The sequence below is a fragment of the Pseudomonas sp. MF08875 genome, from assembly GCF_059862525.1.
Window position 1 is genome coordinate 1 of record NZ_JCBCUW010000067.1, and the last position, 25,121, is coordinate 25,121.

Annotated in this window: 24 protein-coding genes and 1 pseudogene; 8 read left to right on the forward strand and 17 right to left on the reverse strand. The window is 62.8% G+C overall.

The genetic code is table 11. From position 1 onward, the window contains the following. From AC19YT_RS25720 to AC19YT_RS25735, 4 genes are all read left to right on the forward strand, one after another. On the forward strand, positions 1 to 410 hold a 410-nt coding region (locus AC19YT_RS25720; RefSeq protein ID WP_500611261.1), incomplete at its 5' end, for a hypothetical protein. Next, positions 407 to 2,032, forward strand: coding sequence for a hypothetical protein (locus AC19YT_RS25725; RefSeq protein ID WP_500611262.1), 1,626 nt, complete (start codon positions 407 to 409; stop codon positions 2,030 to 2,032). The genes AC19YT_RS25720 and AC19YT_RS25725, both read left to right, overlap by 4 nt. Continuing rightward, complete coding sequence (locus AC19YT_RS25730; protein WP_500611263.1) at positions 2,029 to 3,138, forward strand: hypothetical protein; 1,110 nt, start codon at positions 2,029 to 2,031, stop codon at positions 3,136 to 3,138. The genes AC19YT_RS25725 and AC19YT_RS25730 overlap by 4 nt, the downstream gene beginning before the upstream one ends. 55 nt (positions 3,139 to 3,193) lie before the next feature. Continuing rightward, positions 3,194 to 4,303 carry a hypothetical protein gene (locus AC19YT_RS25735; RefSeq protein ID WP_500611264.1) on the forward strand — a complete coding sequence of 370 codons (1,110 nt, stop codon included), beginning with the start codon at positions 3,194 to 3,196 and terminating at the stop codon, positions 4,301 to 4,303. Between the two features lie 194 nt (positions 4,304 to 4,497). Here the strand turns inward: AC19YT_RS25735 and AC19YT_RS25740 are convergent, their stop codons facing one another. From AC19YT_RS25740 to gbca, 14 genes are all read right to left on the reverse strand, one after another. Next, the gene (locus AC19YT_RS25740; protein ID WP_500600328.1) at positions 4,498 to 6,459 is read right to left on the reverse strand and encodes a secretin GspD/PilQ domain-containing protein; all 1,962 of its coding nucleotides are present in this window, start codon (positions 6,457 to 6,459) and stop codon (positions 4,498 to 4,500) included. Positions 6,460 to 6,489: 30 nt separating this feature from the next. Beyond that, the gene (locus AC19YT_RS25745; RefSeq protein ID WP_500611265.1) at positions 6,490 to 6,990 is read right to left on the reverse strand and encodes a hypothetical protein; all 501 of its coding nucleotides are present in this window, start codon (positions 6,988 to 6,990) and stop codon (positions 6,490 to 6,492) included. Then, positions 6,987 to 7,541 carry a GspMb/PilO family protein gene (locus AC19YT_RS25750; protein ID WP_500611266.1) on the reverse strand — a complete coding sequence of 185 codons (555 nt, stop codon included), beginning with the start codon at positions 7,539 to 7,541 and terminating at the stop codon, positions 6,987 to 6,989. Before AC19YT_RS25750 ends, AC19YT_RS25745 begins: the two co-directional genes overlap by 4 nt. Before the next feature lie 4 nt (positions 7,542 to 7,545). Beyond that, the gene (locus AC19YT_RS25755; protein WP_256576652.1) at positions 7,546 to 8,112 is read right to left on the reverse strand and encodes a hypothetical protein; all 567 of its coding nucleotides are present in this window, start codon (positions 8,110 to 8,112) and stop codon (positions 7,546 to 7,548) included. Further along, on the reverse strand, positions 8,109 to 8,846 hold the full coding sequence (locus AC19YT_RS25760; protein ID WP_141234007.1) for a hypothetical protein: 738 nt from the start codon (positions 8,844 to 8,846) through the stop codon (positions 8,109 to 8,111). The genes AC19YT_RS25755 and AC19YT_RS25760 overlap by 4 nt, the downstream gene beginning before the upstream one ends. Beyond that, positions 8,827 to 10,464, reverse strand: coding sequence for a GspE/PulE family protein (locus tag AC19YT_RS25765; RefSeq protein ID WP_500611267.1), 1,638 nt, complete (start codon positions 10,462 to 10,464; stop codon positions 8,827 to 8,829). The genes AC19YT_RS25760 and AC19YT_RS25765 overlap by 20 nt, the downstream gene beginning before the upstream one ends. 3 nt (positions 10,465 to 10,467) lie before the next feature. After that, positions 10,468 to 11,652, reverse strand: a complete 1,185-nt coding sequence (locus AC19YT_RS25770) for a type II secretion system F family protein (protein ID WP_500611268.1) — start codon at positions 11,650 to 11,652, stop codon at positions 10,468 to 10,470. After that, positions 11,649 to 12,119, reverse strand: a complete 471-nt coding sequence (locus AC19YT_RS25775) for a transglycosylase SLT domain-containing protein (protein WP_095110945.1) — start codon at positions 12,117 to 12,119, stop codon at positions 11,649 to 11,651. Before AC19YT_RS25775 ends, AC19YT_RS25770 begins: the two co-directional genes overlap by 4 nt. 33 nt (positions 12,120 to 12,152) lie before the next feature. Beyond that, positions 12,153 to 12,596, reverse strand: coding sequence for a type II secretion system major pseudopilin GspG (gspG, locus tag AC19YT_RS25780; protein ID WP_500600322.1), 444 nt, complete (start codon positions 12,594 to 12,596; stop codon positions 12,153 to 12,155). A 283-nt stretch (positions 12,597 to 12,879) separates the two neighbouring features. Next, positions 12,880 to 14,427 carry a lytic polysaccharide monooxygenase gene (locus AC19YT_RS25785; protein ID WP_500611269.1) on the reverse strand — a complete coding sequence of 516 codons (1,548 nt, stop codon included), beginning with the start codon at positions 14,425 to 14,427 and terminating at the stop codon, positions 12,880 to 12,882. Between the two features lie 74 nt (positions 14,428 to 14,501). Then, on the reverse strand, positions 14,502 to 15,023 hold the full coding sequence (locus tag AC19YT_RS25790) for a type II secretion system protein (protein ID WP_176465162.1): 522 nt from the start codon (positions 15,021 to 15,023) through the stop codon (positions 14,502 to 14,504). Continuing rightward, the gene (locus tag AC19YT_RS25795; RefSeq protein ID WP_095110942.1) at positions 15,010 to 15,417 is read right to left on the reverse strand and encodes a type II secretion system protein; all 408 of its coding nucleotides are present in this window, start codon (positions 15,415 to 15,417) and stop codon (positions 15,010 to 15,012) included. Before AC19YT_RS25795 ends, AC19YT_RS25790 begins: the two co-directional genes overlap by 14 nt. Next, on the reverse strand, positions 15,392 to 15,877 hold the full coding sequence (locus AC19YT_RS25800) for a type II secretion system protein (RefSeq protein ID WP_176465164.1): 486 nt from the start codon (positions 15,875 to 15,877) through the stop codon (positions 15,392 to 15,394). The genes AC19YT_RS25795 and AC19YT_RS25800 overlap by 26 nt, the downstream gene beginning before the upstream one ends. Positions 15,878 to 16,666: 789 nt before the next feature. After that, positions 16,667 to 17,962 carry a glycine betaine monooxygenase oxygenase subunit gene (gene gbca / locus AC19YT_RS25805; RefSeq protein WP_500611270.1) on the reverse strand — a complete coding sequence of 432 codons (1,296 nt, stop codon included), beginning with the start codon at positions 17,960 to 17,962 and terminating at the stop codon, positions 16,667 to 16,669. A 282-nt stretch (positions 17,963 to 18,244) separates the two neighbouring features. Here gbca and gbcB point away from each other — a divergent pair, with 282 nt between their 5' ends. Next, positions 18,245 to 19,345: a glycine betaine monooxygenase reductase subunit gene (gbcB, locus tag AC19YT_RS25810; protein ID WP_095110940.1), complete on the forward strand. Its 1,101-nt coding sequence runs from the start codon at positions 18,245 to 18,247 to the stop codon at positions 19,343 to 19,345. A 49-nt stretch (positions 19,346 to 19,394) separates the two neighbouring features. Here gbcB and AC19YT_RS25815 read toward each other — a convergent pair whose 3' ends face one another. Both AC19YT_RS25815 and AC19YT_RS25820 read right to left on the reverse strand, forming a co-directional pair. After that, on the reverse strand, positions 19,395 to 19,610 hold the full coding sequence (locus AC19YT_RS25815) for a hypothetical protein (RefSeq protein WP_095110939.1): 216 nt from the start codon (positions 19,608 to 19,610) through the stop codon (positions 19,395 to 19,397). A gap of 187 nt (positions 19,611 to 19,797) precedes the next feature. Beyond that, on the reverse strand, positions 19,798 to 20,838 hold the full coding sequence (locus AC19YT_RS25820; protein ID WP_500611271.1) for a threonine aldolase family protein: 1,041 nt from the start codon (positions 20,836 to 20,838) through the stop codon (positions 19,798 to 19,800). A 106-nt stretch (positions 20,839 to 20,944) separates the two neighbouring features. Here AC19YT_RS25820 and AC19YT_RS25825 point away from each other — a divergent pair, with 106 nt between their 5' ends. The 3 genes from AC19YT_RS25825 to AC19YT_RS25835 all read left to right on the forward strand — a co-directional run bounded on the left by AC19YT_RS25825 (position 20,945) and on the right by AC19YT_RS25835 (position 25,002). After that, positions 20,945 to 21,673 carry a TraX family protein gene (locus AC19YT_RS25825; protein WP_095110937.1) on the forward strand — a complete coding sequence of 243 codons (729 nt, stop codon included), beginning with the start codon at positions 20,945 to 20,947 and terminating at the stop codon, positions 21,671 to 21,673. Positions 21,674 to 21,806: 133 nt separating this feature from the next. Further along, a complete protein-coding gene (locus tag AC19YT_RS25830) occupies positions 21,807 to 24,482 on the forward strand; it encodes a type VI secretion system Vgr family protein (RefSeq protein ID WP_500611272.1) in 2,676 nt (891 codons plus the stop codon). A gap of 4 nt (positions 24,483 to 24,486) precedes the next feature. Beyond that, complete coding sequence (locus AC19YT_RS25835; protein ID WP_500611273.1) at positions 24,487 to 25,002, forward strand: DUF4123 domain-containing protein; 516 nt, start codon at positions 24,487 to 24,489, stop codon at positions 25,000 to 25,002. A gap of 2 nt (positions 25,003 to 25,004) precedes the next feature. Here the strand turns inward: AC19YT_RS25835 and AC19YT_RS25840 are convergent. After that, positions 25,005 to 25,121 (reverse strand): annotated as a pseudogene (locus tag AC19YT_RS25840) (IS30 family transposase); the annotation flags it as partial.

Below are 25,121 nucleotides of genomic sequence, written 5' to 3' on the forward strand. Positions count from 1 at the left end.
GCCGCATCACCCTGCACGGCGCGGATATCACCTTTGCCTGCCCCGGGGTGTTCAGCGTCAAGGGCAGCGAGCATCCGTTGCTGAACGGGGCAAACAACCAGCCGCAAATACCCGCACTGCCCAGGTCGCAGGCCATGCCGGGGCCGGCGGCGCAGTGGGTGGCGGTGAACTATCGAGACAAGCAAACCCGTCAAGGCATTCGCGAGGCGGGCTATCAAATTCAGCAACACAAGGGCCCCCAACACGCGGGCAACTTGAAGCCCCAAGGCGACGCCCGCCACGACAACGTGCCGCCGCAGCAGGTGGCTTACGTGAACTACGCGCTGGCAACCGGCGCGCAGGAACCCGCGCATCGGGCCCTGGAACAGGCCTGCGCAGAGACACCGCAAACATCAGGAGAGCGCACATGAACCAACCCCCCAACACCGACCCTGTAGTCCCCGCCGACAACATGCGCGTCGCCCTGGCGTACATCACCGGCGCCCCGGAAAAACTCTTCGACGCCAGTGTCGATACCGCCCTTTGGGTGTGGGAGGCGATCCAAGGGGATTTCAACCAAGACCGCAGCACCGGGCAAATCGCCTTCGACGCGGCGGTTTCCATGGTGCCGCTGGTGGACCAGATCTGCGACATGCGCGACTTGGTCGCCAACTGCCGCGAACTGCAAAAAGACCACAGCAACACCTGGGCCTGGGTCGGCCTGTGCCTGACCCTGATCGGCCTGTTTCCGGTGCTCGGTTCCCTGGTCAAGGGCGTGCTGAAAATCTTCTTCTTGTTTATCCGCCGTTCGGGCGGCCATGCCGTGGAGCAGGCCGTGGACGAGGCGATGACCTGGGTCATTACCTTGCTGCGTAAAAAGGAGGTGATGACGTACTGGGATGCTCTCAAGTGGGGCCAGGTGTTCAAGGAACTGGCTGACGCCATCAAGAAGGTGCGCAACCAAATAGAGGTCTTGAGGTTGCTGCGCGCCTTCGACCGAGGCATTCGCGCATTGGACACCCTGCTGGGCAAAGTCAAATACGTCCCCGGGGCCGCCGCCAAGGCCGAGCAAACCCTGAACATGGTCAAGGCCGTGCGCCTACAGGCCAATGCCCATATCGGCAAAACGCTGCAACCGATACGCGACGCCCTCGACATCGTGATCCGCCGGTTGGAAATGGAAGACCTGATGCAGCATCGGGCGATCCTGAACACGGTGAATGTGCACTTTCACGGCGGATTGCCCGAGGCGCGGGCGGTGAAATTGATGCGGGACGCGAAGCCGTTGCCGGGGTGGTTGAGTCGGGGGAAGCCGGGGGTGTTTAAGCCTTTGAAACCAGATGACTCCATGATGGCCGAGATAAACAGGGCCATCAGTCTGGGCTTTCCACGCCTCGATGATAAGCAGATCAGAACCTTCGCCGAAGGCATGGTGGCGGCTGAACTCAAAGGCCCCCTACGGCTTTACCGCATCATAGGCCCCGGCAGTGTCGCCAGTGCCCAGGACTGGGTCACGGAAGCCGTGTTCAAGCAAATCATGGATTCAGCCAACCCCAAGTCGGCGTGGCGCAAGTACCTGGCGGTGTGGCCAGACTGGAACGTCAATGGCCAGTTCGTGGTGTACGAACTCAAGGCCGGGGAAACCCTCAAGGTCTGGAAAGGCCCCGCGGCGTCCCAGGTCAAGGATGGGGAAATGGAACTAGGTGACCGCTATCTGGAGGGCGGCTGGGAGCAAATCAAGTTCGATTCCAAGTTCATCCGTAATAGCGCCGGCGAAAGCACCGCTGAAGCCTTCGACACCCTGACCTACTACCGCGTGGATCGCCAGACCGGTCGCATGGAGCCTGCCCCGGACATGAACTACGAGCGTTACAAGAACCTGTCGCCACAAGAGCAGGAGTTCTATGAGTGCCTGCGCGAAAAAATTAATCACCCCGCCATCAGCGGCCCCTTTGATACCGCCTGGGGCATGACCGACTTTGATACCCAACTTAATAACGTGCGCCTCGGCCTGCCCAACTTACCCGGCCAAGTAACGGAGTTTAAAAAATGAATCCGCTTTATCCGATGACCCCAACTTATCACCTGTCGCTTTGGCAAAAACGCCAGGCAGCAATGCTCTATTACTACTCGTCGCAAAGTTACTTGGACGCGTTGTTGCCGAAGATCGAAGAGTTGATCGTCATGGCCAAGATGCTTTTAGAACGCCGTTCGATTCTCGACCCCCTGATGGTCAGTGAGCGCTGGGGCGTGCGCGATACCGCAGCCAACTGGAGCACCGGCGGTTTTCCGGCCTTGATTGCCTATCGGCAAAGCACGATGTGGCATATGGCCAAGCGCGCCGACCAGTGCTACGGCATCACGGGAACCAATCAATGCGCCCATATGCTGGGCGAGTTTTCAATGCAATGGGCCACCGCAGAACAGGAAAACGAGTTTCGCGAACGGGCCAATGAGGTGTTCTCGTACGGTTACAAGATTGACGGTGTTATGGAGCGGGACTGGAGCGATATGACATTTTGGTCAATTTGGCAGCAAATCAAAGGACAGTTTCCGCGGTTGCCAAAATTCAAAGTGCATATGGATATTGAAGGTAAAACCGGGGAAGTTCCGCCACGTACTGGCGTCTATGTGTCTCAAGATGATCCTCTGGGTGCCCTGCAATTTGCCTGGACCGGAGGCGGTGAAGGTATGTGGAAGACACTGGAAGAATGTCAAACATTCAATGAGTTAGGTCTGGATGTCTTGAAAACCTTGGGCCGCGCAGGCTTGTGGGGCGATGAGGACGGTTTTTCGAAATTTATTGCACAAAACCAATATAAGGGTGTTTTTACGGATCCAATTTTTTCGGCCCGTTATCAAGTGCAATCCAACTCCTTCACTTACCGCCCCTGCAAGTGGTACTTCGTCGAACTTCTCGAAGGCGAGTTTGAAGACAGCGACCCCGACGCCATGGCCGACGCGCCGGGCAGCGAACCGCAGCACCCGCCGCGCAAAGCCAGCGGCGAGCCGTGCCCCCACGCCGGTTGGTGGTTCAGCCCCGCCCGTGAAGGTTCGCGGCAGTATTTTCGCGATGGGGCGATTTTTCCCAAACTGGAAGGCGACTACGGCTACACCTTCTGGCTCTGGAGCCCGGATCAGTCCAGGCCAACACTTTGATCGTTAAGTGCAGGCCAGGCAAACCCGCCTGGTCTGCACTGTCCGGGCACACAACATGAACGCTCTTTATCCGATGACCCCGACTTATCACCTGTCCCTGTGGCAAAAACGCCAAGCGGCGATGCTTTATTACTACTCGTCGCAAAGTTACCTGGACGCGTTGTTGCCGAAAATCGAGGAGCTGATCGTTATGGCCGAGATGCTTCTAGAGCGGTGCTCTATTCTCGACCCCCTGATGGTCAGCGAACGCTGGGGCGTGCGCGATACCGCAGCCAACTGGAGCACCGGCGGGTTTCCAGCCTTGATCGAGTACAGGGAAAACACCATGTGGGATATGGCCAAGCGCGCCGACCAGTGCTACGGCATCACGGGAACCAATCAATGTGCCCATATGCTGGGTGAGTTCTCGATGCAATGGGCCACCGCAGAACAGGAGAAAGCGTTTCGCAAACGTGCCAACGAGGTTTTTTCCCACGGGTTCAACATTGATGGAGTTATGGAGCAACGCTGGCGAGACTTCACATTTTGGGTCGCGTGGCGAGAAGTAAAAGGGTGCTTCCATAAATTACCCAAGTTCAAAGTTCACTTCGACATTGAAGGTAAAACGGGACAAGTTCCTCCTCGGACCGGCGTGTACTTACCTCAAGATGATCCCTTCGGCGCTTTGCAGTTTGGTTGGACAGGAGGGGGGATTGGCATGTTTCGACCACTAAAAAAATGCCAAACCTTCAGCGAAATTGGCCTTGATGTGTTGAAAGTAGTTGGCAGAAATTTATGGAGCGACGAAGCAGGGTTATTGCAGTTTGCTCAACAACGCCAGTACACCAGCATTTTTCCCAATATCCAGCACCCGGCACGACAAAAAATAGTAGAGGAAGCCTTCACCGAACGCCCCTGCAAGTGGTACTTCGTCGAACTTCTCGAAGGTGAGTTTGAAGACAGCGACCCCGACGCCATGGCCGATGCACCCGGCAGCGAACCGCAGCACCCGCCGCGCAAAGCCAGCGGCGAGCCGTGCCCCCACGCCGGTTGGTGGTTCAGCCCCGCCCGTGAAGGTTCGCGGCAGTATTTTCGCGATGGCGCAATTTTTCCCAAGCTGGAAGGCGACTACGGCTACACCTTCTGGCTCTGGAGCCCGGATCAGTCCAGGCCAGCACTGAGTTGAGCCCTGTGGGAGCAACTGTCTTCCCCCTGCCCTTCGTCACCGCCACTCAGTGCCGCCATCGCGAGCAGGCTCGCTCCCACAGACGAAAAATGAAAATCCCAGCCACAGCACAGTTCATCTGTGGGAACGGGCCAGGCGGCGCTCCGCTTGCCCGTGATGGGGCCAAACCCGCCGACCTCGATTTCGGGCCAGGCTCATGGGCTCGGGGCCGCGGGTGTGGCTGGCGCTGGGGGTGTTGGCGGCGGTGGCACGGTGGGTGGGGCCACTTGTTGGGGGACGGGGGGCGGCAGGGGTTGCCAGTTGGCGTCGGGTTGTTGCATGGGCGGGGGGATGGCGCCGCTGAAGGCACCGGTGCCGGTGGAGCGCAGTTTGATGTCGCGGGTGTCGCGCAAGATCATGCCTTCGGTGGAGCTGCGCGCTTCGGTGCCGCTGCTGAAGGTGCTGACTTGGGAGATCGGCAGGTCGAGGTTGCGTTCGATGCGCGGGGTGAGCAGCAGGATGATTTCGGTTTTTTGCTGGGTGCCCAGGTTGGTGCCGAACAGGTGTTTGCCTATCCACGGGATTTTGCTCAGCCACGGCAGGCCCGAGCCTTCGTCGATGTCGGCGGTGCGGATCAGCCCCGAGACCACTTGGGTTTCGTTGTTGCGTGCGGTGAGCATGGTTTTGGTGGCCCGCGAGCCCAGCTCGAAGGTGGCCGGGACATTCTCCGAGCCGGCGATGCGCTTGGTGATGTGGCTCATTTCCACCGACAAGTCGAGGCTGATTTCGTCGCTCAGGCTGATGTTGGGTTTGACTTTGATTTGCAGCCCCACGTCCTGGTAGGTCACCGATGAAGTGGTGATCTGGTTGGCGGTGGTGGTGGTCACCACCGGGATTTTGTCGCCGATGTTCACCGAGGCTTCTTCGCGGTTTTTCACCCGTACCCGGGGGTTGGCCAGGGTTACGGTGTTGCCGCTGCGTTGCAGCATGTTGATGCGCGCCGAGGTGCTGCCGGCGTCCAGCAGGATGTTGTCGCCGTTGATCCCGCGCAGGGCGCTGATGGGCGTGCCGGCCATCACGGCGGGCAGGTTGGCGAAGTTGCCCACCGACACCCCGATGCTTTCGGGGTAGGCGATGCCCAGGTTCATTTCGTCGGTGAGGCTGACTTCCAGCACCTGGATGTCGATGGTCACTTCCGACTGGGCGATGTCGATGGCTTCCACCAGTTTTTCCACGGCGCCCAGGGTGTCGAGGCCGTCGCGCACGATCACTGCGTTGAGGCGCTCGTCCACCAGCACTTCCTTGGGTTTGAGGATTTGCTTGATCTCGGCGGCGATCAGTTTCGGGTCGCTGTGGCTCAGGTAAAAGGTGCGCACCGCCAGTTCGCGGTATTCGCGCTCTTTGTCCGGGCGCGCCGGGTAGATGAGGAAGGTGTTGGCGTTGAGCACTTTCTTTTGCAGTTGCTGGGTCGAGAGCAGCAGGTTGAGGGCATCTTCGGCGGTGGTGCGGCTGGCCGTGAGGCTGGCGGTGGCGCCGGGGTTGACGTCCTTGTCGATGACGAAGTTGACCCCCGAGAGCTTGGCGATGGTCTCGAAAATCGTGGTCAGGCTCTGGGAGCTGAACTCCAGGCTCACCGGTTTGCGCATGGCCTCGCTCAGGTTCGGGTTGAGGTTGTCGGCCTTGACCAGGTCCTGGGTCAGCAGGTTGCGCAGGTCCAGGGCGGCGCGGTAGTTGGGTTTTTGCGCGATGATCTGGCGCACCTGGCGTAGGGCCTCCAGGGGGTTGGAGTCTTTTATCGCGTAGGCCTGCTGCAACTGTGGGCGCAACTGGCGCATGGTCTCGATGCTTTGGATTTCCTGGCGCGCGCCCAGGTTGCTGGGGTCGTACTTGAGGATGGTCTGCATGGCGGCGATGGCGCCGGCATCGTCGCCGCGCATCAGGGCGTTGTTGGCCTCGCGGCTGTAGTGGGCCACCAGCAGCTCCAGCTTGCTGAACGTGGCGGTGCGCAATTGCACGTCGTCGGGGTTGTCTTTCATTTCAGCCTGGAGCACTTCCACTGAACGCACCAAATCGCCTTGTTGGCGCAGTTCGTCGCTTTCCTCCAGGGCGCGGCGGGTTTCGCAACCGGGCAGGAGCACCAGGGCCAGGGCTAATGAGATGAACGTACGGGTCGCCATGATCGTTCTCTTCGCTTGCCTGCGTGAGGCTCAAGGTGAATCCAGGCGCAGGGTGGTCACCTGGCCCAGGGGCAGGTACTGGATGACCACGGCGCTGTCGCTGAGTTTTTCCAGCCGATAGTGCGCATCGAGTTTGCCGCCGGGTTCGATATGCCCGGGCACCGCGCAGCGTCGGCACAGGGTGTAGCGCGTGCCCTGGCCTTGCAGGACGACGATTTTCGCCTGGTTCTGGTAGCGCCACTGGGCGCTGACGGTGAACGGGAACGGTGGTGCGCGGGGTGCCTGGCTCACCGGGGCGGCGGCGGAGGGCGGTGGCATCCAGGTCTGGCTGGGGAAGATGTCCACTCTGGCCAGTGCCTGGGCGCTGTCGCTGGCGGGAGGGGGGCTGTCGTCCGGGGCTGGCGCGGGCGTGGGGCGGGTGTTGGGCGCGGGCGTTTCCTGCGGTGGCGGGGTGCTGTCTTGCCAAAACAGCCAGGCGCAACCGAGCACCGTCAGCCCCAGCAACACGCGCAAGTACAGGGGCAGTTTCATTCGAGCACCCCCAACAGGCTTACCTTGAGGTTGATCGCCAGTTGGCTGGCGGTGATGTCCTTGCGCTCCAGCACCAGGTTTTCCACGCGCACGGCCGGTTGCTGAACGATTTCGTCCAGGGCCCTGCGCAGCGCCGGGTAGCTCCCGGTCACGGGGATTTCCACCTCCAGGCGCTGCACCTGGGCGTCGCCGGGGCTGGAGTAGGCCAGGTTGGTCTGGTCGATGCTGAAACCCTGTTCTTGCAACAGGCTCAACACCCGCTCCAGGCGCATGGCGAAGGCCTGTGCGGTGGGCAGTTTATTGACCGCCGAGGGTTCTGTGACAAAGACCTCCTGGGGGCGTGCGGCGATGGCGCTTTCCAGCTCCGCGCGGCGCACGCTGTCCTGGGCCCGCGCCGGGCCGGTGACGCCGATGTCGATCAGCACGGCGGCGGCGATCACCAGCATCGCCAACCCTCCGGCAAAACCCAGGGCCTGGCGCGCCAGCATCAACCCCCAGCGCAGGCGCGCCAGCAGAGGCTCGGGTTGCAGGGCGCGGGGGAGGCGGTTCATGGCGTCATTGCCCGCGGATGTTCAGTTTGACGACCACCGGCCGCGCCGGGTCGTTGGGTTTGCGTGCGCTTTGTTGCAGGCTGACGGCCAGGTTGGGTTGCGCCTTGAGGCGCTCGACAAAACGAAAGGCATCGCGCAGCACCCGCGCTTCGAGGTCCAGGTTCAGTTCGCGGGTCAGGGTGTTGACCTCCACTCGCGTCACGGCCACTTCCTTTAGCCACGCCTGGCCCAGGGTGTCGAGCAAGGGGAAGGGGGTTAGGGCCTGCTCGGCGAACAGCGCCAGCTGTTTTTTCTGCTGCGGCGTGGTGCGGATCGCGGCTTGGATCAGGCGTTCCTGTTGCCGCGCTAACTGCACGAAGTGCTGCTCCAGTTCGTCGGTGTGGCGCTGTTGCGCCTGCAACGCCTGCCAGTGTTGCCAGGCGATGAACGCCAGCACCAAGGCTAGGAGCCATAGCACCGCCACCAGGCCTTTGTGGGCGAGGTGCTGGCGCTGGAAGTCGACACGCGGGCCTTGGCCGGCGCGGGCCCGCTGCCAGTGTCGGTGCAGGCGTGCGCGCAGGGGGGCGATCATCCGGCGTCCTCCTGCATCCATGGGTGGAGCGGGCCGAGCCAGTGGCCGTCGCTGGCGGTGGGCGGGCGCGGGCCTGCGACGACCACCGCGGCAGGGTTCTCGGCGCTCAGCACCGCGGCGGCGAACAGGCTGCTGTGCAGCGGCGTGCCTGGGGCGACCGGCAGGGCGCAGGCCTGGGTCGCTTCACCGCCATGCAGGTACAGGCAGCTCAGGGCGCTAGCCTCGGGCACGGCCAATACGCCGTCGGCGGGCAGTTGCTGCCAGTAGCGCTGGGCGGTGGCGGTGAGCAACGGCAGGCACGTCCCCAGCGGCAGGTGTTGGGCCCGGAACAGCAGGCGCAAGGCGTGCAGCAACTCCAGCGGGGTGGCCACCGCCAGGCGTGCGGCGCCGAACGGCGCACTGGCGATTTGCACCTGGCACTGCGCCGGGTCCACGCCGGCGTCTTGCAGGAAGGTGGCGCGGGCAAAGCCTTGCCAGTCATCCGGGCTGTAGAGGCCGTCCTGCCAGGGCAGCATCAGGTAGTGCACATGTGGAAAGCCCAGCAGCACGTGGGCGCGGTCGAGGCGTTTGAGGCGCCCGCGTGGTGCCTGTTCCAGCAGCTCGGCACAGGCTTCCAGCGGCTCGCCGTTGTGCTGGGCGTGCCACACCGGGCCCTCGCGCCAGCGGTCGCGGGCGGCCCAGGTTGTGCCTTCGCCGCCCAGTAGCACAGCGTGCTCAATACAAAGAGATGACACGGTGAATCTCCCGCAGCGTGGTGTGGCCCAGCGCCGCATGGGCCAGGGCGATGTCGCGGATGAACACGTGGCCCGATTCCAGCGCTAGCTCGCGCAGGGCGGCGGCGGAGCTGCGGTGCAGCAGGCCTTCCTTGATGCTGTCGGTGACGCTCAGCACTTCGGCCAGGGCCAGGCGCCCGCGGTAGCCGGTGTGGCGGCAGGCCTCGCACCCGGTGCCGACGCGGTAATGGGCCTGCTTGAGTTGCTGGGGTGAGAGCTTGGCCAGGCGCACCAGTTCAGGGTCGGGTTTGGCTTCCACCGCGCACTCGCTGCAAATGCGCCGCACCAGGCGCTGGGCCACGACGCCGTTGAGGGCCTCGACGAAACTGGCCGGTTCCACCTCCATGTAGATAAAACGCTCTAGCACGCTGAAGGCGCTGTTGGCGTGCACCGAGGACATCACCAGGTGCCCGGTGAGCGCCGCTTGCACGGCGATGCCGGCGGTTTCGCCGTCGCGGATCTCGCCCACCAGAATGGTGTCCGGGTCGTGACGCAGCACCGAGCGCAGGCCGCGGGCGAAGGTCAGGCCCTTTTTGTCGTTGACCGGGATTTGCAGCACGCCGGGCAGTTCGTATTCCACCGGGTCTTCGATGGTGATGATTTTTTTCTCGCCGGTGTTGGTTTCCGACAGTGCCGCGTAGAGGGTGGTGGATTTGCCGCTGCCGGTGGGGCCGGTGACCAGCAACATGCCGTAGGGCTCGCTGGCCAGGGTGCGGATGCGGGCAATGGTGTCGGCGTCCAGGCCCAGGGTGTCGAGGGTCAGGGATTCGCCGCGCTGGGACTTGTCCAGCACCCGCAGCACCGCGTCCTCGCCGTGGATGCTGGGCATGATCGACACCCGGAAATCCACCTCGCGGCCCTGCATGCGCACCTTGAAGCGCCCGTCCTGCGGCACCCGCCGCTCGCCGATGTCCAGCTCCGACAACACCTTGAGCCGCGACAGCGCCTGCTCGGCCATGTCCAGCCCCGGTGCCTGGCCCATCTGCTGCAACACGCCGTCGATGCGGTACTTGATGACCAGGCCCTGGGGCGTGGATTCCACGTGGATATCGCTGGCGTGGCTTTGCAAGGCGTCGAACAGCATGGAGTTGACCAGGCGCACCACCGGGTTGTCGTCGCGGGCGATGCTGCTCAGGGAAATCTCCTGGGCAGCCTGCATGACCCGGGCGTTTTCGTCGTCGCCGCCAAAGGGTTGCATCACCCGTTGGCTGGCCTCGGCCAGGGTCAGTTGCGCCTTGACCGCGCCGGGTAGGCTCATGGCCAGGGGCAGGCCGCGCAGGGCCGCACTGGCTTGCACCCAGTTGCGCGCGGCCAGGGAGAACGGTTCGCCCAACACCAGGCACGGCGCGCCTTGCCAGTCGATAGGCAACAAGTCGTGGATCAGCGCCTGGGGCAGCGCCAGCAGGTCGAAGCGCCAGTGTTCGGCCAACGCGCTGGCGGGGATTGCCAGCAGGCCCACGCCTGCGGCCACGGCCTCCAGTTGCTGCGGCTCGGTGCTGAGCAAAGCGTGCAAAAAATCCGGCAGGCTCTGGCCTTGCTCAAGTGCCTGGGCCTGCCAGGCGTGCCATAGGTCGCTCATCACTCACCCCTGAATTGAGCCGGCCAATTCAAAGATCGGCATGTACAGCATGAACACGATCAGCCCGATCAAGCCGCCGACCACTAGCATCAGCAACGGCTCGAACACCTTGCTGAACAATTCGATGGCCCGCTCCAGCGCCTCGTCGTGGAACTGCGCGATACGTTCGCACATGGCCGCCAGTTCGCCGCTCTGCTCGCCTACCCGCAGCAGCCGCTCGGCCACGGGCGTGGTCAGTTGGTAGCGGGCCAGGGAGGTGGACAGCGGCTGGCCGGCCTTGATGTCGGTCATGGCCTGGTGCAAATCGCCCTGGCGCTCGGCGGGCAGCAGCGCGCCCGATAACTCCACCGCCATCACCACCGGCATGCCGCCCATCAGCAGCATGCCGGCGGTGCGGTAGAAACGGGCGAGGACAAACAGGGTGCGCTGAGCCCCGAGGCTGGGGACCTTCCAGAACAACGCCGCCACGCGGCTTTTGAAGGCGGCGGTGCGCATCAGCAGGCCAAGGCCGACGAGGGCCGCCAGCGTCGCGCCCAGCAGCGCCAGGCCACGCTGTTCCACCAACGCGCCCCACCACACCATAAAACGCGCCGTGGCCGGCAGGTCGGCGACCGAGTCGAACACCGAGGCAAAACGCGGGATCACGAAAAACAGCAGGAACAGCAAAATCAGCGCGCCGACACTGAGCACCACCAAGGGGTACATCAGCGCGCCGCTCACCCGTTTCTTGACCTTTTCCAGGTGCGCCTCGAAGTGGTGGTAGCGGCGCAAGGCAATGGACAACTGGCCGCTGTGTTCGGAGGAGGCGACGGTGGCGATCAGCAGCGAGGGGAACAGCGCGGCTTTCATCTGCATGGCCTTGGACAGCGAGTTGCCCTGGTACATGGCGTCCAGCAGTTCGCTCAGGACCTGGCGGTTGATCCCCGGCGCGGCTTTGTCGCGCAGGGTCTCCACGGCTTCTACCAGCACCAGCCCGGCGTCGAGCAGCACCACCAGTTCCTGGATGAACAGGCCCAGGGCGAACTTGGCGCCACGGCCCTGCCACTTCAGTTGGCGGCGTTGTTGCAGGGAGATGACGTGGCTGCCATCGGCCTGCAATTGCTGGCGCGCCTGGGCCAGGTCCAGGGCCTGGATGCGCAGGCTTTGCACATGGCCCTGGCGCAGTACGCGGGCGTCGAATTCGTTCATGGCGTGGGCACCGCCCGTTGCTGGCGCGCCAGCGACAACTGGCCGTAGTAGCGCCACACCGCCTCGGCGTAGCGGGCGCGGCGGGCATCGCCTTGCGGCCGGGTGCCGGCGTTGTAGGCGCCCACCGCGTGCCAGCCGTAGCCAGACTGGCGAATGAACTCGGCGAGGATCCACGCCCCCACCATCACGCTGGTGCAGGGCTGCGATTGCAGGCTGTGTTCGTCGATGCCGTAGGCGGCGAGGCGCGGCAGGTGGCGGCTGTTGATCTGCATCAGGCCGATGTCGTAGCTGCCGTCGCGGTTGAGGTTGCGCGCGCCGGGGTTGAGGCCCGATTCCACCTTGGCGATGGCATACAGCAGCAGTGGGTCGATGTGGTAACGGCTGCCCGCCGCTTGCCAGCAGGTGGCCTGGGCGGTGCTGGCCAGCAGGCTGGCGAACAGGGCGATGGCGAGTCGGCGCAGGGTCATGGCGAGTCCCTTGGGCATGGGCGTGCCCAGGCTTCAGAGGCCGTGGACGATGTCGGCGGAGGTGCCTTCGCCACCGGCCTTGGCATCGCGGCCCAGGGAGATGATTTCCACCTCATGGGCCGCCCCCGGGTTTTTAAATTGGTAGGGGGTGTTCCACGGGTCGGGCGGCACGCTCTTGGGCAGGTAGGGGCCGTGCCAGCCTGGTTCGCTGGCCGGGCGCTCGGTGAGGGCGTTGAGGCCCAGGGCTTCGCTGGGGTAGCGGCCGTTGTCGAGGCGGTATTGGTTGAGGGCGTCGCCCAGGGATTTCATCTGGCCCTTGGCGGTCTGCACCTTGGCCAGTTCCAGGCGATCGAACATTTTCGGCCCGACATACCCGGCCAGCAGGGCGATGATTAACAGCACCACCAGCAGTTCCAGCAAGGTGAAACCACGGGTGCGACGGGAATGGGACGCGCGTGACAAGGATATCGGCTTCATGAAAGTTACCCTGCTGGGAGTGCCAAGGTAGGCGGTTGTGTATAACTCTCCCGGCCCGTTATGCAACGGGCACCGCCGGCAGAACTGTTGCCCCTGCTCCATTAGTACAACTAAGCGTCCCTGTATCAGTACTGACTATAGCAGCGATGGGAAATAACAAAGTTCCATTGTTAGTTATAGCGCCTGGCTATTTTTGTAATGAGCTAATTGAATATAAAAAGCGTGCTGTGACTAAAGCGCCGCACATAAGTGCGGCGCCATAAGTTGGATCAAAGTTTGCAATTCAAAGTGGGTTCCAGGCATCCCTCCAATCGGAACCTACACCCGGTTCATAGTGCGTTGGCGACTGCCCGCACCATCCGCTGTTGGGGAAGTCCCGGCATTGGTAGTTCTTGCCCTTGTGGGACACTTTATCCCCCGGCTTGTAGCTGGTGCCGGGGCTGTAGGCCGGGAAGTCATCGCCGCCGCCGGTGGAGGGGGTGACCGTGATGTTGTGGGTTTTCTGGGCGACGGTGTGGTTGGATGAGTCGTCAACAGCCAGGCGTGCCCAGATTGCGGTGGGCGTGGTAACCGTGGGCGCGGTGAACTGATGGATCGGCTGGCGGCCGTCAATCTGCGCGAAGGCGGCAATCCATTGGTACCTCAGGCTACCGTTGCCGTTCTGGCCCTGGGTTTTGCTGCCATCGAGGGTGAACTGCTCGCCCGACTTGACGGTGGTTGGGCCCTCGATCACCACAATCGGTGGGTTTGGGTTGACCGGTTCGGGTTCACCGCCGCTGCTGATGCTCATGGCGGGGGAGTCGTTGCGGTTGCGCACGAACACCGAGTTGGCCCGCCAATCGCTCTCATTGAACGTTATGCCGTGTTGCTTGGCGCGGCTCATGGGCTCCTCGCCAATCACCACGTTCGAGGGTGGGACCTTGTCGAAGATCTGTTTGCCCCAGACATTGGGGTGGGTGTTTTGCGCGGTGATGGCTTGCTTCACATCGACGATTTCATGGGCGTCGCCCGAGCCGCTCAGCACGCGAAAGCGCACGGTGTCGCCGGCCTTGGGCTGGATTTCGGCGGGGATGAAGGAGCCCTTGTCGAACAGTTCCGGTTCGGGAATGCCGGTGTCCTTGAAGGTGATGTCGCTGCAGTTGTAGAAACCTTCCCCCGCCGGGTCTTCCCGCTGCCAGCGTACATACACCACCGCGTCGCCGGTACGGCCGGGCGGCAACGGAGCCTTGACCTCGAAGAAGCCGCTGGCCCCGGAGATGGTGGGTTGGGTCTGCCAGTCGGTGCGCGCTGTGGTAAAGCGCTCGGAGTGGATCAGATCCAGGTCATCCCAGCCCAGGGGGCGCGTGCCGTCATAGCTGGCCTTGCTCAGGTAAATCTTGGCAAAGCTGGGCACATGGGGCGCGGTGCCGATGATGCGCACCGTCATGCTGTCGGAGGCGGTCAGCGCGGTTTTGTGCCAGTAGGGCGTGACCACGTCCAGGCTGGCTTTTTTCGGGTCCCCGGCGGCGCACAGCTTGCCGTTGGGGATGGCGGCCATTACTGCGTTGTCGTTGTTGTAGTCCGGTACCAGCATGGCCACTTCGTTCCATTGCTGGGCGGGGTAGGCCCGCTCGGCGGGCGTGGAGAAGATTGCCGCCGCTTCACGGCAACCACGGTCGGGAATGGACGAGCCGTCTGGCGATTGCCATTCGCCGCCGGCCAGTTTGCAGTTCACCTGGCGGGCAATGGGAATGTCCACGGCGCCGTGGCCCCAGCCAACGGCTGGCAAGGCCAGTGTCGCGGCCAGCAACCCCTGTAGCAGGTATCGCTTATAGGTCTGTAAATGCTTCATTGTCGAATCCACCTTCAAATCACAGGAAAAGTTGCGCGCACGCACGCAACGGTTGTGTCCGAACGTTGTTGGGGTCATCCAGTGGCGGGGCCTCCCGGTGCTTCGTTTCGCGGTGGAGGGCTACTCTGTCCAGGGCTATACAGAAACAACCACCCTTGATAACTGCTCTGTCCTGAGAAGTTGCGGTCGTCCTTGCGAAAGTTGCCTTGCTTGAATGGCGTGCCTTTGGCCTGGCTGTAAACGCCCATGATGGTGTCGCCGGGGCCCTTGACGATGCCCCAGTCGGGCTTGCCGCTGAGGGGGTCGTGGTAGACGCGGCGCAGGTAGCGCTTGACGGTGGGCTGGCGGCGGTCCTGCAGCAGCTCGTCAAGGGTCTTGGGGTAGGTATTGGCGATTTGGTAGTACAGGCCGATGGCGCGGCGGATTTCCCCACCGCGGGCCAAGAGGTCCGCCTCGCGTTCACGGCGCAGCACGCTGGACCACAGCGTGCCGGTCTGCATCAACATCACGGCCACTAGCGCCACCGCCACCAGCATGCCCAGGAACACCGAGCCCTGCTGGCGCCGCCGGCCGCGCCGCGCGTTACCAGGTTGCATACTCGGTTCCGTCATTGCCCTGGCCGGGCGCACCACTGCGCACATCGCCCAGGCCTTGCTCTTCGCCCGTTTCCAGCTGCCAGGTGTCGCGCTTGCCCGTGATGGGGTCCAGGGGGATTTCCCGCAGGTAGCGTCGGGTCACCAGTTCTTCCAGGGACGGCGGGTTGGCGCCCTGGTCTTCGCGGTATTGGTCCAGCGCTTGGCGGATGGTCGCCAGGTTATGGCGCAACACGGTTTCCTGGGCCTTGCTGTGTTGACGGAAGAACTGCGGGGTGACCAGGGTCATCAGGGTGGCGATGATCGCCATGACCACCAGCAGCTCGATCAGGGTAAAACCGCCCTGGCCGCGCGAGCGCCGGCGAGCGGCGTTACCACTGGCTGTAGGGAGTTCCATTGAGGCTCTCGCGGGTGCTGCGGGAGTAGATGTCAAACACATCGTCTCCCTCGGAGGGGTCTTCGCCGGTGCTGGCGTAGCTGCGTAGTTGCCAAGTGTCGGCTGCTGCCTGGTCTGGGCATTGGCACATCGGGTCACGGGGGATGCGGCGCAGGAAGTAGAGCTTTTTGCCCTTGAGGTCGGTCTTGTCGGTGACGCCTTCGACCAGGGCTTGCAGGGTCGGCGGGTAGCCGCTGGCGGTGAGGCTTTTTTCGATACGCCCGTCATCGGACGCTTCTTTATAAGTGTCGATCGCGCGCCGAATTTCACGCAGCGAGCGTTGCAACTCGACTTCCCGTTCGCGTTTACCCATCAATGCCGTCAGCGGATAAGCTACTGTCGCAAGTGTGGCCAATAGAGCCAGCGTCAGTAGTAATTCAATCAGCGTGAAACCTGTGGCGAAGTGATGGCGCGACGCTATTGAATATAGCGAAGCCTGCCTTATCACCTGTCTGTCTCCTTGTTCCCGCCAAGGACTGCTTGAATAACCCAGGCTATTGCGAAATGAACTACCTAGAGACTAAGAGTGTAGATGAAGTTTGGTTGCAAACAGAAAAAGTGCAACTTGTCTGTGCTTGGGTAGGCGTAATTAGAGTAACTATCTGATTTTTAAAGTTACTGTTTTTTGCACTAAGAGTTATATCGGTTGGTTTTGAGCGCGGTGGCTGCGCCCCGCAGTTATCCACACCGCCTCCCGGCGTCGGGGCAGGCAAGACGGTTTTTGCCCCCAAAGTCTGTTGGTGTTTCTGTGGATAAGATGTTCGCTTTACGCCACAGGCTACGTGGATAAAGGCGTGTAGTGGTTTGAGCGTTTTTTGATCGATTGTCCGGTTTTTATTTGCGCAAGGCGTGAAACCCCAGTTATTTCAGGTGTTTGCCGGGTTTTCCACAGCGCTGCGCCATTGTGAACAAGTTGCCCCCAAAGTCTGTTGGCGTTTCTGTGGATAAGGTGTTTGTGTTCGCCTGTAGCCCTTTAAAAACGTGGCTTTCAGACTTTAGATCAAAAAACGATCAAAGCTGTCCACAACCCTGTACTTTGAATAAGTCACGGTTTTTCTTCGCTCTAGTGGGGGTAAACGCGCTACTTGCCCACAATGTCTGTGGGCGGCTTTGTGGATAAGTTGTTGGGCGATGGCTAGGAGCCAGGGTGGCAGCGGGCTGTGGGGCATCTGCTCATTTTTTGACCGGGTGCCCCACTGCCACAGCTCAGTCACTCATGCGCCGCAACTCCCTTCAGGTACGGTGCCGGGGCGGCGCCCAGGTTGTTGAGCAGGCGTTCGCTGTACCAGTCGACGAAGTTGACCACACCGAACTCATAGGTCTTGGAATACGGCCCGGGCTGGTAGGCAGTGGAGTTGATGCCACGCTGGTTTTCTTCGGCCAGGCGCCGGTCCTGGTCGTTGGTGGCGTCCCACACTTGGCGCATGCGCTCGACGTCATAGTCCACGCCTTCGACCGCATCTTTGTGCACCAGCCATTTGGTGGTGACCATGGTTTCCTGGGCGCTGATGGGCCACACGGTGAACACGATGATGTGGTCGCCCATGCAGTGGTTCCACGAGTGGGGCAAGTGCAGGATGCGCATCGAGCCCAGGTCTGGGTTCTTGATACGGCCCATCAGTTTTTTGCAGCCCTGCTTGCCATCCAGGGTCATCGACACGGTGCCCTTGAGCAGCGGCATGCGCACGATGCGGTTGCGCAGGCCGAAACTGGCGTGGGCGTAGGGGATTTTCTCCGCGTCCCAGGCTGCGGCCGAAGCGGCGACGTGGTCCTTGAACGCCTGGTCGGCACGCGGGTCGGTGACGTCGTCCCATTCGAGCAGGGTTTTGAGCAGCTCCGGGTGCGAGGCGTTGCAGTGGTAGCACTCGCGGTTGTTTTCCAGCACCAGTTTCCAGTTGGCCTTTTCCACCAGGGTGGTTTGCACCGCCACCTTGGTGTTCTCCATGTCGTAGGGTTCCATGTAGTGGTTGAGGGTGGCCAGGAAGTCATCGATGGCCGGCGGGTTCTGCGCCAGGCTGATGAAGATATAGCCGCCGGCGGTTTTCACGTTCACCGGTTTGAGGCCGTATTGCTGCATGTCGAAGTCGGCGCCCATCTCGGTGCCGGCGAACAGCAGGCGCCCGTCCAGTTCGTAGGTCCATTGGTGGTAATGGCACACCAGTTTGGCGACCTTGCCCTTGTCGCTGGTGCACAGGCGCGAGCCGCGGTGGCGGCACACGTTGTGGAAGGCATGCACCACGCCTTCGGCGCCGCGGATGACGATGATCGGGTTCTTGCCGATCTGCAGGGTCAGGTAGTTACCCTTGGCCGGGATTTCGCAGGTCATGCCGGCGATCAACCATTCCTTCTGGAAGATCTCCTGCATGTCGATATGGAAGAGGCGTTCGTCGCAGTAGAACGGCTGCGGTAGCGAAAACGTGCGCTCGCGTTCTTGCAGCATCTGTGCGGTGGCCTTGCGTGCGGGTTCCAGCGGATCGCCCAGGCTCAGGGTTGCGGTGACGTCCATCGTGTATGTCCTCAAGGCCATTCGGTGTGGCCGACAGAATTAGTGGCTACGGTTACTACGCAAGGCACAGGATTGTGTTTGTCCGGTGTGGCGAGTGTGGGGCGGGGGCGGGCGGCAACCTTATCCATGGGCGACATGGCCCAACCTGTTCCCGACGCGCAACCCCCGGCGCCTGGGGGCTGGTCGCGATAAGCATGTGAATGTCGCAGATAGGTAAATGGGCGTTCTGCGCTATACGCAAAATCGCCACCATCAGGCCGAATCCCGGCAGCGGAGAACAGCATGTCCAACAGCTTCCTGAACCCGGTAACCACCCAGACCTGGGCCAACGGCCGGCATATCGTGCGGTGCGTCAAGGTCATCCAGGAAACCTGGGACGTGCGCACCTTCTGCTTCATGGCCGACCAGCCGATCCTGTTCTTTTTCAAACCGGGGCAATTCGTCACCCTGGAGCTGGAAATCGACGACCAACCGATCATGCGCTCCTATACCATCTCCAGTTCGCCGTCGGTGCCCTACAGCTTTTCGGTGACCATCAAGCGCATCCCCGGGGGCAAGGTTTCCAACTGGTTGCACGACACCCTGCACGAAGGCCAGGAGCTGGCGGTGCATGGGCCGGTGGGGCTGTTCAACGCCATCGACTTCCCGGCGCCGAAAGTGCTGTACCTGAGCGGCGGCGTCGGCATCACCCCGTGCATGTCCATGGCCCGCTGGTTCTACGACACCAACGCCAATGTCGACATGGTGTTTATCCACAGCGCCCGCTCGCCCAAGGACATCATTTACCACCGCGAGCTGGAGCACATGGCCTCGCGCATCGACAACTTCAGCCTGCACCTGATCTGTGAAAAACATGGCCTGGGCGAGCCCTGGGCCGGCTATCGCGGTTACCTGAACCACAAGATGCTCGAACTGATGACCCCCGACTTCATGGAGCGCGAGGTGTTCTGCTGCGGCCCTACGCCTTACATGAATGCGGTCAAGCGCCTGCTGGAAGGGGCGGGGTTCGACATGGCGCGCTACCACGAGGAATCCTTCGGCGCCACGCCGCCCGAGGCCCGCGCCGACGCGGTGGAGCAAGCCGAACAGGCCGCCGACGCCCCGCAAGTGGACCTGGCGGACCTGCATCAGGTGGAGTTCACTGCCTCGGGCAAAAGCATTCGCGTGGCACCGGGCGAAACCGTCCACGCCGCCGCCGCCAAACTCGGCCTGATGATCCCCAAGGCCTGCGGCATGGGCATCTGCGGTACCTGCAAAGTGCGCAAGCTGGGCGGGGAAGTGGAGATGGAGCACAACGGCGGCATCACTGAAGACGACGAAGCCGAAGGCTACATCCTGTCGTGCTGCAGCGTGCCGAAGGGCGATGTGCGGATCGAGTTCTAGGAAGTCGCGCGCCCCTGCAATGGCAGTGGGCGCGCGAGCCGCAGGGCGCTTATGGAGTCGGAGTCGGGTCGGTGACCGCAATCAGGATTTCGTACTCGCCCGGCCTGTTTGCGTGGGCCCTGAAGATTTTTTTCAACACTTGCTTGGGCGGTAACCCTGCTTGGTCATGGGTCAGAAGGTCGCCCGTGTTCGCCAGTTTCAAAAAGTCTTCGTAGCTGACGAATACGCCGGTTTTTTCGGCGTTGTAGCTGTCTGCATTTTTCATTTCAGTCACCTGCCTTGGTTGCGATGCTCCGCCGAATCATCGGCGCAGAACGTTTACCCGAAAGGCTGCACAGACCCCTTTCAGGCCTACAGAACCTAACGCTGCCAAGGTGCTTGTTGATACTGTCAGAAATGACAGTGCCGACGAGCGGGCAGGTGGTGCTCCAGCGCCCGTTGCGCGATGAGTGTCAGGCCCCCATCACTTCGCGGATATCTGCCGCCAGTTCCCGTACCCGTTCTTCCTCGGTATCCCACGAGCACATGAAGCGCGCACCGCCCTTGCCGATAAAGGTGTAGAAGCGCCAGCCGCGTGCGGTGAGGGCTGCGATGGCCGGTTCCGAGAGTTGCAGGAACACGCCGTTGGCCTGCACCGGGAACATCAGTTCCACGCCGGGAATGTCCGCCACCAGGCTGCTCAGCAGTTGCGCGCAGTGGTTGGCGTGGCGGGCGTGCTTGAGCCAGGCGTCGTGTTCCAAAAGGCCCACCCACGGGGCGGAGAGAAAGCGCATTTTCGACGCCAGCTGCCCCGCCTGCTTGCAGCGGTAATCGAAGTCTTCGGCCAGTTTGTGGTTGAAGAACAAAATCGCCTCGCCCACCGCCATGCCGTTTTTCGTCCCACCAAAGCACAACACATCGACGCCGGCCTTCCAGGTCAGGTCGGCGGGCGAGCAGCCCAGGAACGCGCAGGCGTTGGAAAACCGCGCGCCGTCCATGTGCAGGTTCAGGCCCAACTCCTTACAGGTGGCGCTGATGGCGCGGACTTCCTGCGGGGTGTAGACGCTGCCCACTTCGGTGGCCTGGGTCAGGGTCACGACGCGGGGCTTGGGGTAGTGAATGTCCTGGCGCTTGAGGGCGATTTCGCGGATCGAGTCGGGTGTCAGCTTGCCGTTTTCGGTGCGGGCGGTGAGCAGTTTGGAGCCGTTGGAGAAAAACTCCGGGGCGCCGCATTCGTCGGTTTCGACGTGGGCGGTTTCCGAGCAGATCACGCTGTGGTAACTCTGGCACAGCGACGACAGGGCCAGGGAGTTGGCGGCCGTGCCGTTGAACGCGAAGAACACTTCGCAGTCGGTTTCAAACAACTTGCGGAAATAGTCCGAGGCCCGGGCCGTCCACTCGTCGTCGCCGTAGGCGCGCTGGTGGCCCTGGTTGGCCTGCTCCATAGCGGCCCAGGCTTCGGGGCAGATACCGGAATAGTTGTCACTGGCAAATTGCTGGCTCTTGTCGGTCATGGCCGTGTCCGTGATTGAGGGCGGGGATGGCGGGCACTTTACCCAAGATTGGCGGGCGAGCACACGCCCTGTTTATGACGCAAAAATGCAGAGGGCTTGAGGGATTATGCGCGCATCCGAACCATCCACGCGGCGCGACGGCGCGCTGGACCTGCTCAAGTGGTTGGCGCTGTTGAGCATGGTGCTTGACCACCTGCGTTATGTCGGTTGGCAACTGGACATGCTCTACGTGCCGGGGCGCCTGGCGTTCCCCTGGTTTTGCCTGGCGATGGCGGCCAACCTGGCCCGTGCCGGCAGCGCGGCGCCCAAAGGCCAGTGGCGCTACCTGGGCTGGCTGCTGCTGTTCAGCGCCCTGAGCGAAATCCCCTATCGCCTATTCATGGCCAACGCCGACACCCTCAACGTGTTGCCCACCCTGGCGCTGGGCCTGCTGGTGGCCCGCGGCTGGCAATCCCCCGGGCTGCACAGCCGCCTGCTGGGCTTGGGGGCGCTGGTGCTGGCGGCGCTGTTGGGGGAGCACCTGATGTTCGGCCTGTTTGGCGTGCTGCTGCCGTTGGCGACCTTGCTGGTGATCCGACGCCCCGGGTATTGGAGCCTGCTGCCCGGGGCGGTCTGCGTGGCGGCCAATGAGTGGCAAGTGTTGTGGCCGGCCCTGCGCCACGGCAACGACCTCGCCGGCGCGGCCTTGCTGGCGTGCCTGCTTGCACCCTGGCTGGGATTGGCCTTGCTGCGCCATGCCCGCAACGCCTGCCCACCGCCCATGCGGCGCTGGGCCTATGGGCTTTATCCGGCGCACTTTTTGCTGCTGCTAGGGGTGCGCTGGATTGTCACCTGAGCGCTGTGGGAGAGGGCTTGCCCGTGATCGCCGGATCAGGAAGTGGATGTCCGAAAAACAGGAACGTTCCGACATTCTGCCGGGACGTTGAGTCTTTACCCTTCTGCGCTCTTGTTGAGCCGGGGGTAAAGGAATGTCTTCTACCTTGTTGCACGATGATCTGTCCCAGCGGAATCGGTTATTACGCTTGCACACCACGTTGGGTGCGCAGGTGCTGGTCGCCGAACACCTCGACGGCTGGGAGGCACTGGATCAGGGCGGCTTCTGCCTAAGCTTGAGCGCGTTGTCCTGCGATGGCGGCTTGCCGATCGAACAGTGGCTGGGCGCCCCGGTGCTCTTGCAGGTGCAGTGCGCCGATTCACAGGGTGAGCTGCGCTCATTCCACGGCCATCTCAGCCATTGCACCCGAGTCGCCAGCAATGGTGGGCTGGCGCGCTACCAATTGCGTATCGAGCCCTGGCTGGCGCTCTTGCGCTTGCGCCAGGACAGCTACGCCTTTCACGACCTGAACGTGATGGAAATCTGCGAGCAGATCTTTGCGTTCTATCGCCAGGGCGTGGTGCAACCGCATTGGCGCTGGGCACTCGATGACCCGCGCCGTTACCGCAAACGCAGCCTGACCACGCAGTACCAGGAAACCGACCTGGCTTTTGTCCAACGGCTTTTGGCCGAGGAAGGCATTGCCTACCACGTTGAGCACCAGGGCGACGCACAGGCCCCGGGCCTGGGCCGCCATGTGCTGGTGTTGAGCGACAGTAACGCCACGTTGGCGCCTGCTCCGCCCGTGTCAGTGCGTTTTCATCGCAGCGACGTGACCGAGACCCACGACAGCATCCAGCACTGCGCACAAGAAGAACGCTGGATGGTCGGCCAAGTGCGGCGCCAAAGCTGGGATTACCGCAGCCACTCGCGGCTGTCGGCGCAGGCGCAAAGCGATGACGGTATCAAAGGGTGTGTCGATGAGGAGGCGGTCGGCCCCTACGCTTGGGTGGATGCGATGCAGGGAGCACAGCGCACCCGACAACATCTCGATGCGCAGCGCACGGCGCGGTGGCAGGTGCAGGGCCAGGGCACATGGCGCCGATTGGCGGCCGGCTCGCGGATTTGCCTCAGTGGCCATGACAGCGTTCCAGAGGGCGAGCCACTGCTGTGCCTACGGGTTCACCACCAGGCGCGCAACAACCTGGATGCGCAACTGCAAGCGGCGGTACTGGCGGGCCTGGGGCCGGTGGGGGAGCCCGTCGTTGAGCTGTACCGCAACCACTTCACCCTGATCTCGGCCCACCAGGCTTACCGCCCGCAAACCGAGGACGGGCATGGCCGTCGCCTGCATCCCGTGCCCACGGTGCAGGGCGCGCAAAGCGCCATTGTGATCGGCGACGGCGGGCCGCTGCTGACGGACCGTGACCACCGCATCAAAGTGCAATTCCACTGGCAGCGCGGCACACGTTCGGCCAGCTATCTAGCCCATCCCCGGCAAACCGACAACGCCCCGGCGGATGCAAGCGTAGGAACCTGGGTGCGAGTGGCCACCGCGCAGGCGGGGCAAAATTGGGGCAGCGCCTGGCTCCCGCGGGTCGGCCAGGAAGTGCTGGTGGCGTTCCTGGAAGGGAATATCGACCGCCCCGTGGTGATCGGCGCCTTGTATAACGGCCGCGGCCAGGCCAATGCGCCGCATAACCGGGTGGCGGGTGGGGCATCGGGCAGCACCGGCAACGCCCCGGCGTGGTTCCCTGGCAACGGCCATGCCGGTGTGCTCAGCGGCTGGAAAACCCAGGATCTGGCCACCAGCCACACCGGCCTTGGCGGCTATCGCCAGTTGCAATTTGACGACAGCCCCGGGCAAAGCCGCATCCACCTGTACACCAGCGACTACCACAGCGGCCTGACCCTGGGCCATCTGAAACTGACCCAGGACAACCAGCGCCTGGCCGACCGGGGTTATGGCATGGAGCTGCACACCCAGGCCCAGGGCGCGGTGCGCGCCGGCGCAGGATTACTGCTGAGCACCGAACCGGCCGACCAGCAAATGCAGGCCCAAGGCCTGTTCGCCGAATTGGAAAAAGCCCAGGCCCAAGTGCAGCAATTGGCCGCCAGTGCCCATCGGCAAAATGCCGGGTGGCCCACCGATGCGGCACAGCTGCCCGTCGACCAAGCGCTACGCAGCAGCCTGGCAAGCCTGGCGGCAACCTGCGCAGGGCAACCCAGCGCGGCAGGTATCGGCGGCGGTGAAGGGCAAGCCGTCGCCTGGAGCCGACCCATGCTGGCGCTGTACGGCCAGGCCGGGGTGCTGAGCCTGGCCGCCCAAGATCAAATCTGGGCCGCGGGCAGCCATGGCCTGCTCAATGCCGGCGGGCACCTCAACCTTACCGCCCAAGGCCACTGCGGTTTTCTCGCGGAAAACGGCTTGGTCCTGTTTACCCGTGGCGCCGCCGCCGAGCACGGCCCCGTGACCACCCCCGGCATCGCCCTGCACGCGGCCACGGGCGCGGTCAGCCTGCAAGCGCGCAGCGACACGCTCAATGTCGCCGCACAACGGGATTTGCACATGCGCAGTACCCAGGCCAGCGCCCGGGTGCAGGGCCACCGCCAGGTGTTGTTGCACGTGCAGGGCGCAGCCATCCGCCTGAGGGGAGGCAACATTGAAATCACGGCGCCGGGCAGCGTGACGTTCAAGGCACAGCACCATGCGCTGACCGGGCCAGCCCAACGCCCCGCGCCCACGCTGCCCGCCCTCAACCCACCCGTGTGCGTGGCATGCCTGCGCCACTTGGCGCGCTTGCATCGAAACGTCTCGCCCAGAGGATAAAAACATGCCGACCTTACTGGCGCGCTGGCACCTGGCCGCGCAACAAGCCCACGACAACCACCCCACACTGGCCCGCTACCTACTGATCGATGCGGCACAGTTATCTATCAATGCGCTCCCGTGGAAAGACCTGCTCGCGTGCCGGCAAATCGACAACCTGCTCAAAGGCCGGCCCGAAGCCAGCGCACCCGAAATCTGTGGCCTGTTGATGCCGTATGAGCACCATTGGGTGGCGTCGCTGCTGGAGCGCTCCCTGGCCCGCCGCCCTTTCGCCTTTACCCTGTTGGTCAGTGCCTTGCCCCGCGAGCAACTGGCCCGGGGCCTGAGTCGAAAAACCAACGTGGCCCTTTCTAAACACCGTACCGGGTTGCTGCGCTTCTACGACTCAACGTCATTACAGGCGCTGCTCAAGGTCCTTGAGCCTCGGCGCATCAATGCCTTGTTGGGCCACGCCCAGGCGTGGGTCTACGTGCGCCGCGACGGCGTCATCGACACGGCAAACCCATCCATCCCCCCCTGAATTCAACACATAAGTGCAACGCTCACCCCTGTATGCACTTCGTACGGCGTCTTCCAGCCCAAGCGCTTGCGCGGGCGTAGATTGATCCTCGCTACTGTCCGATTGACGGCTTCGACGGT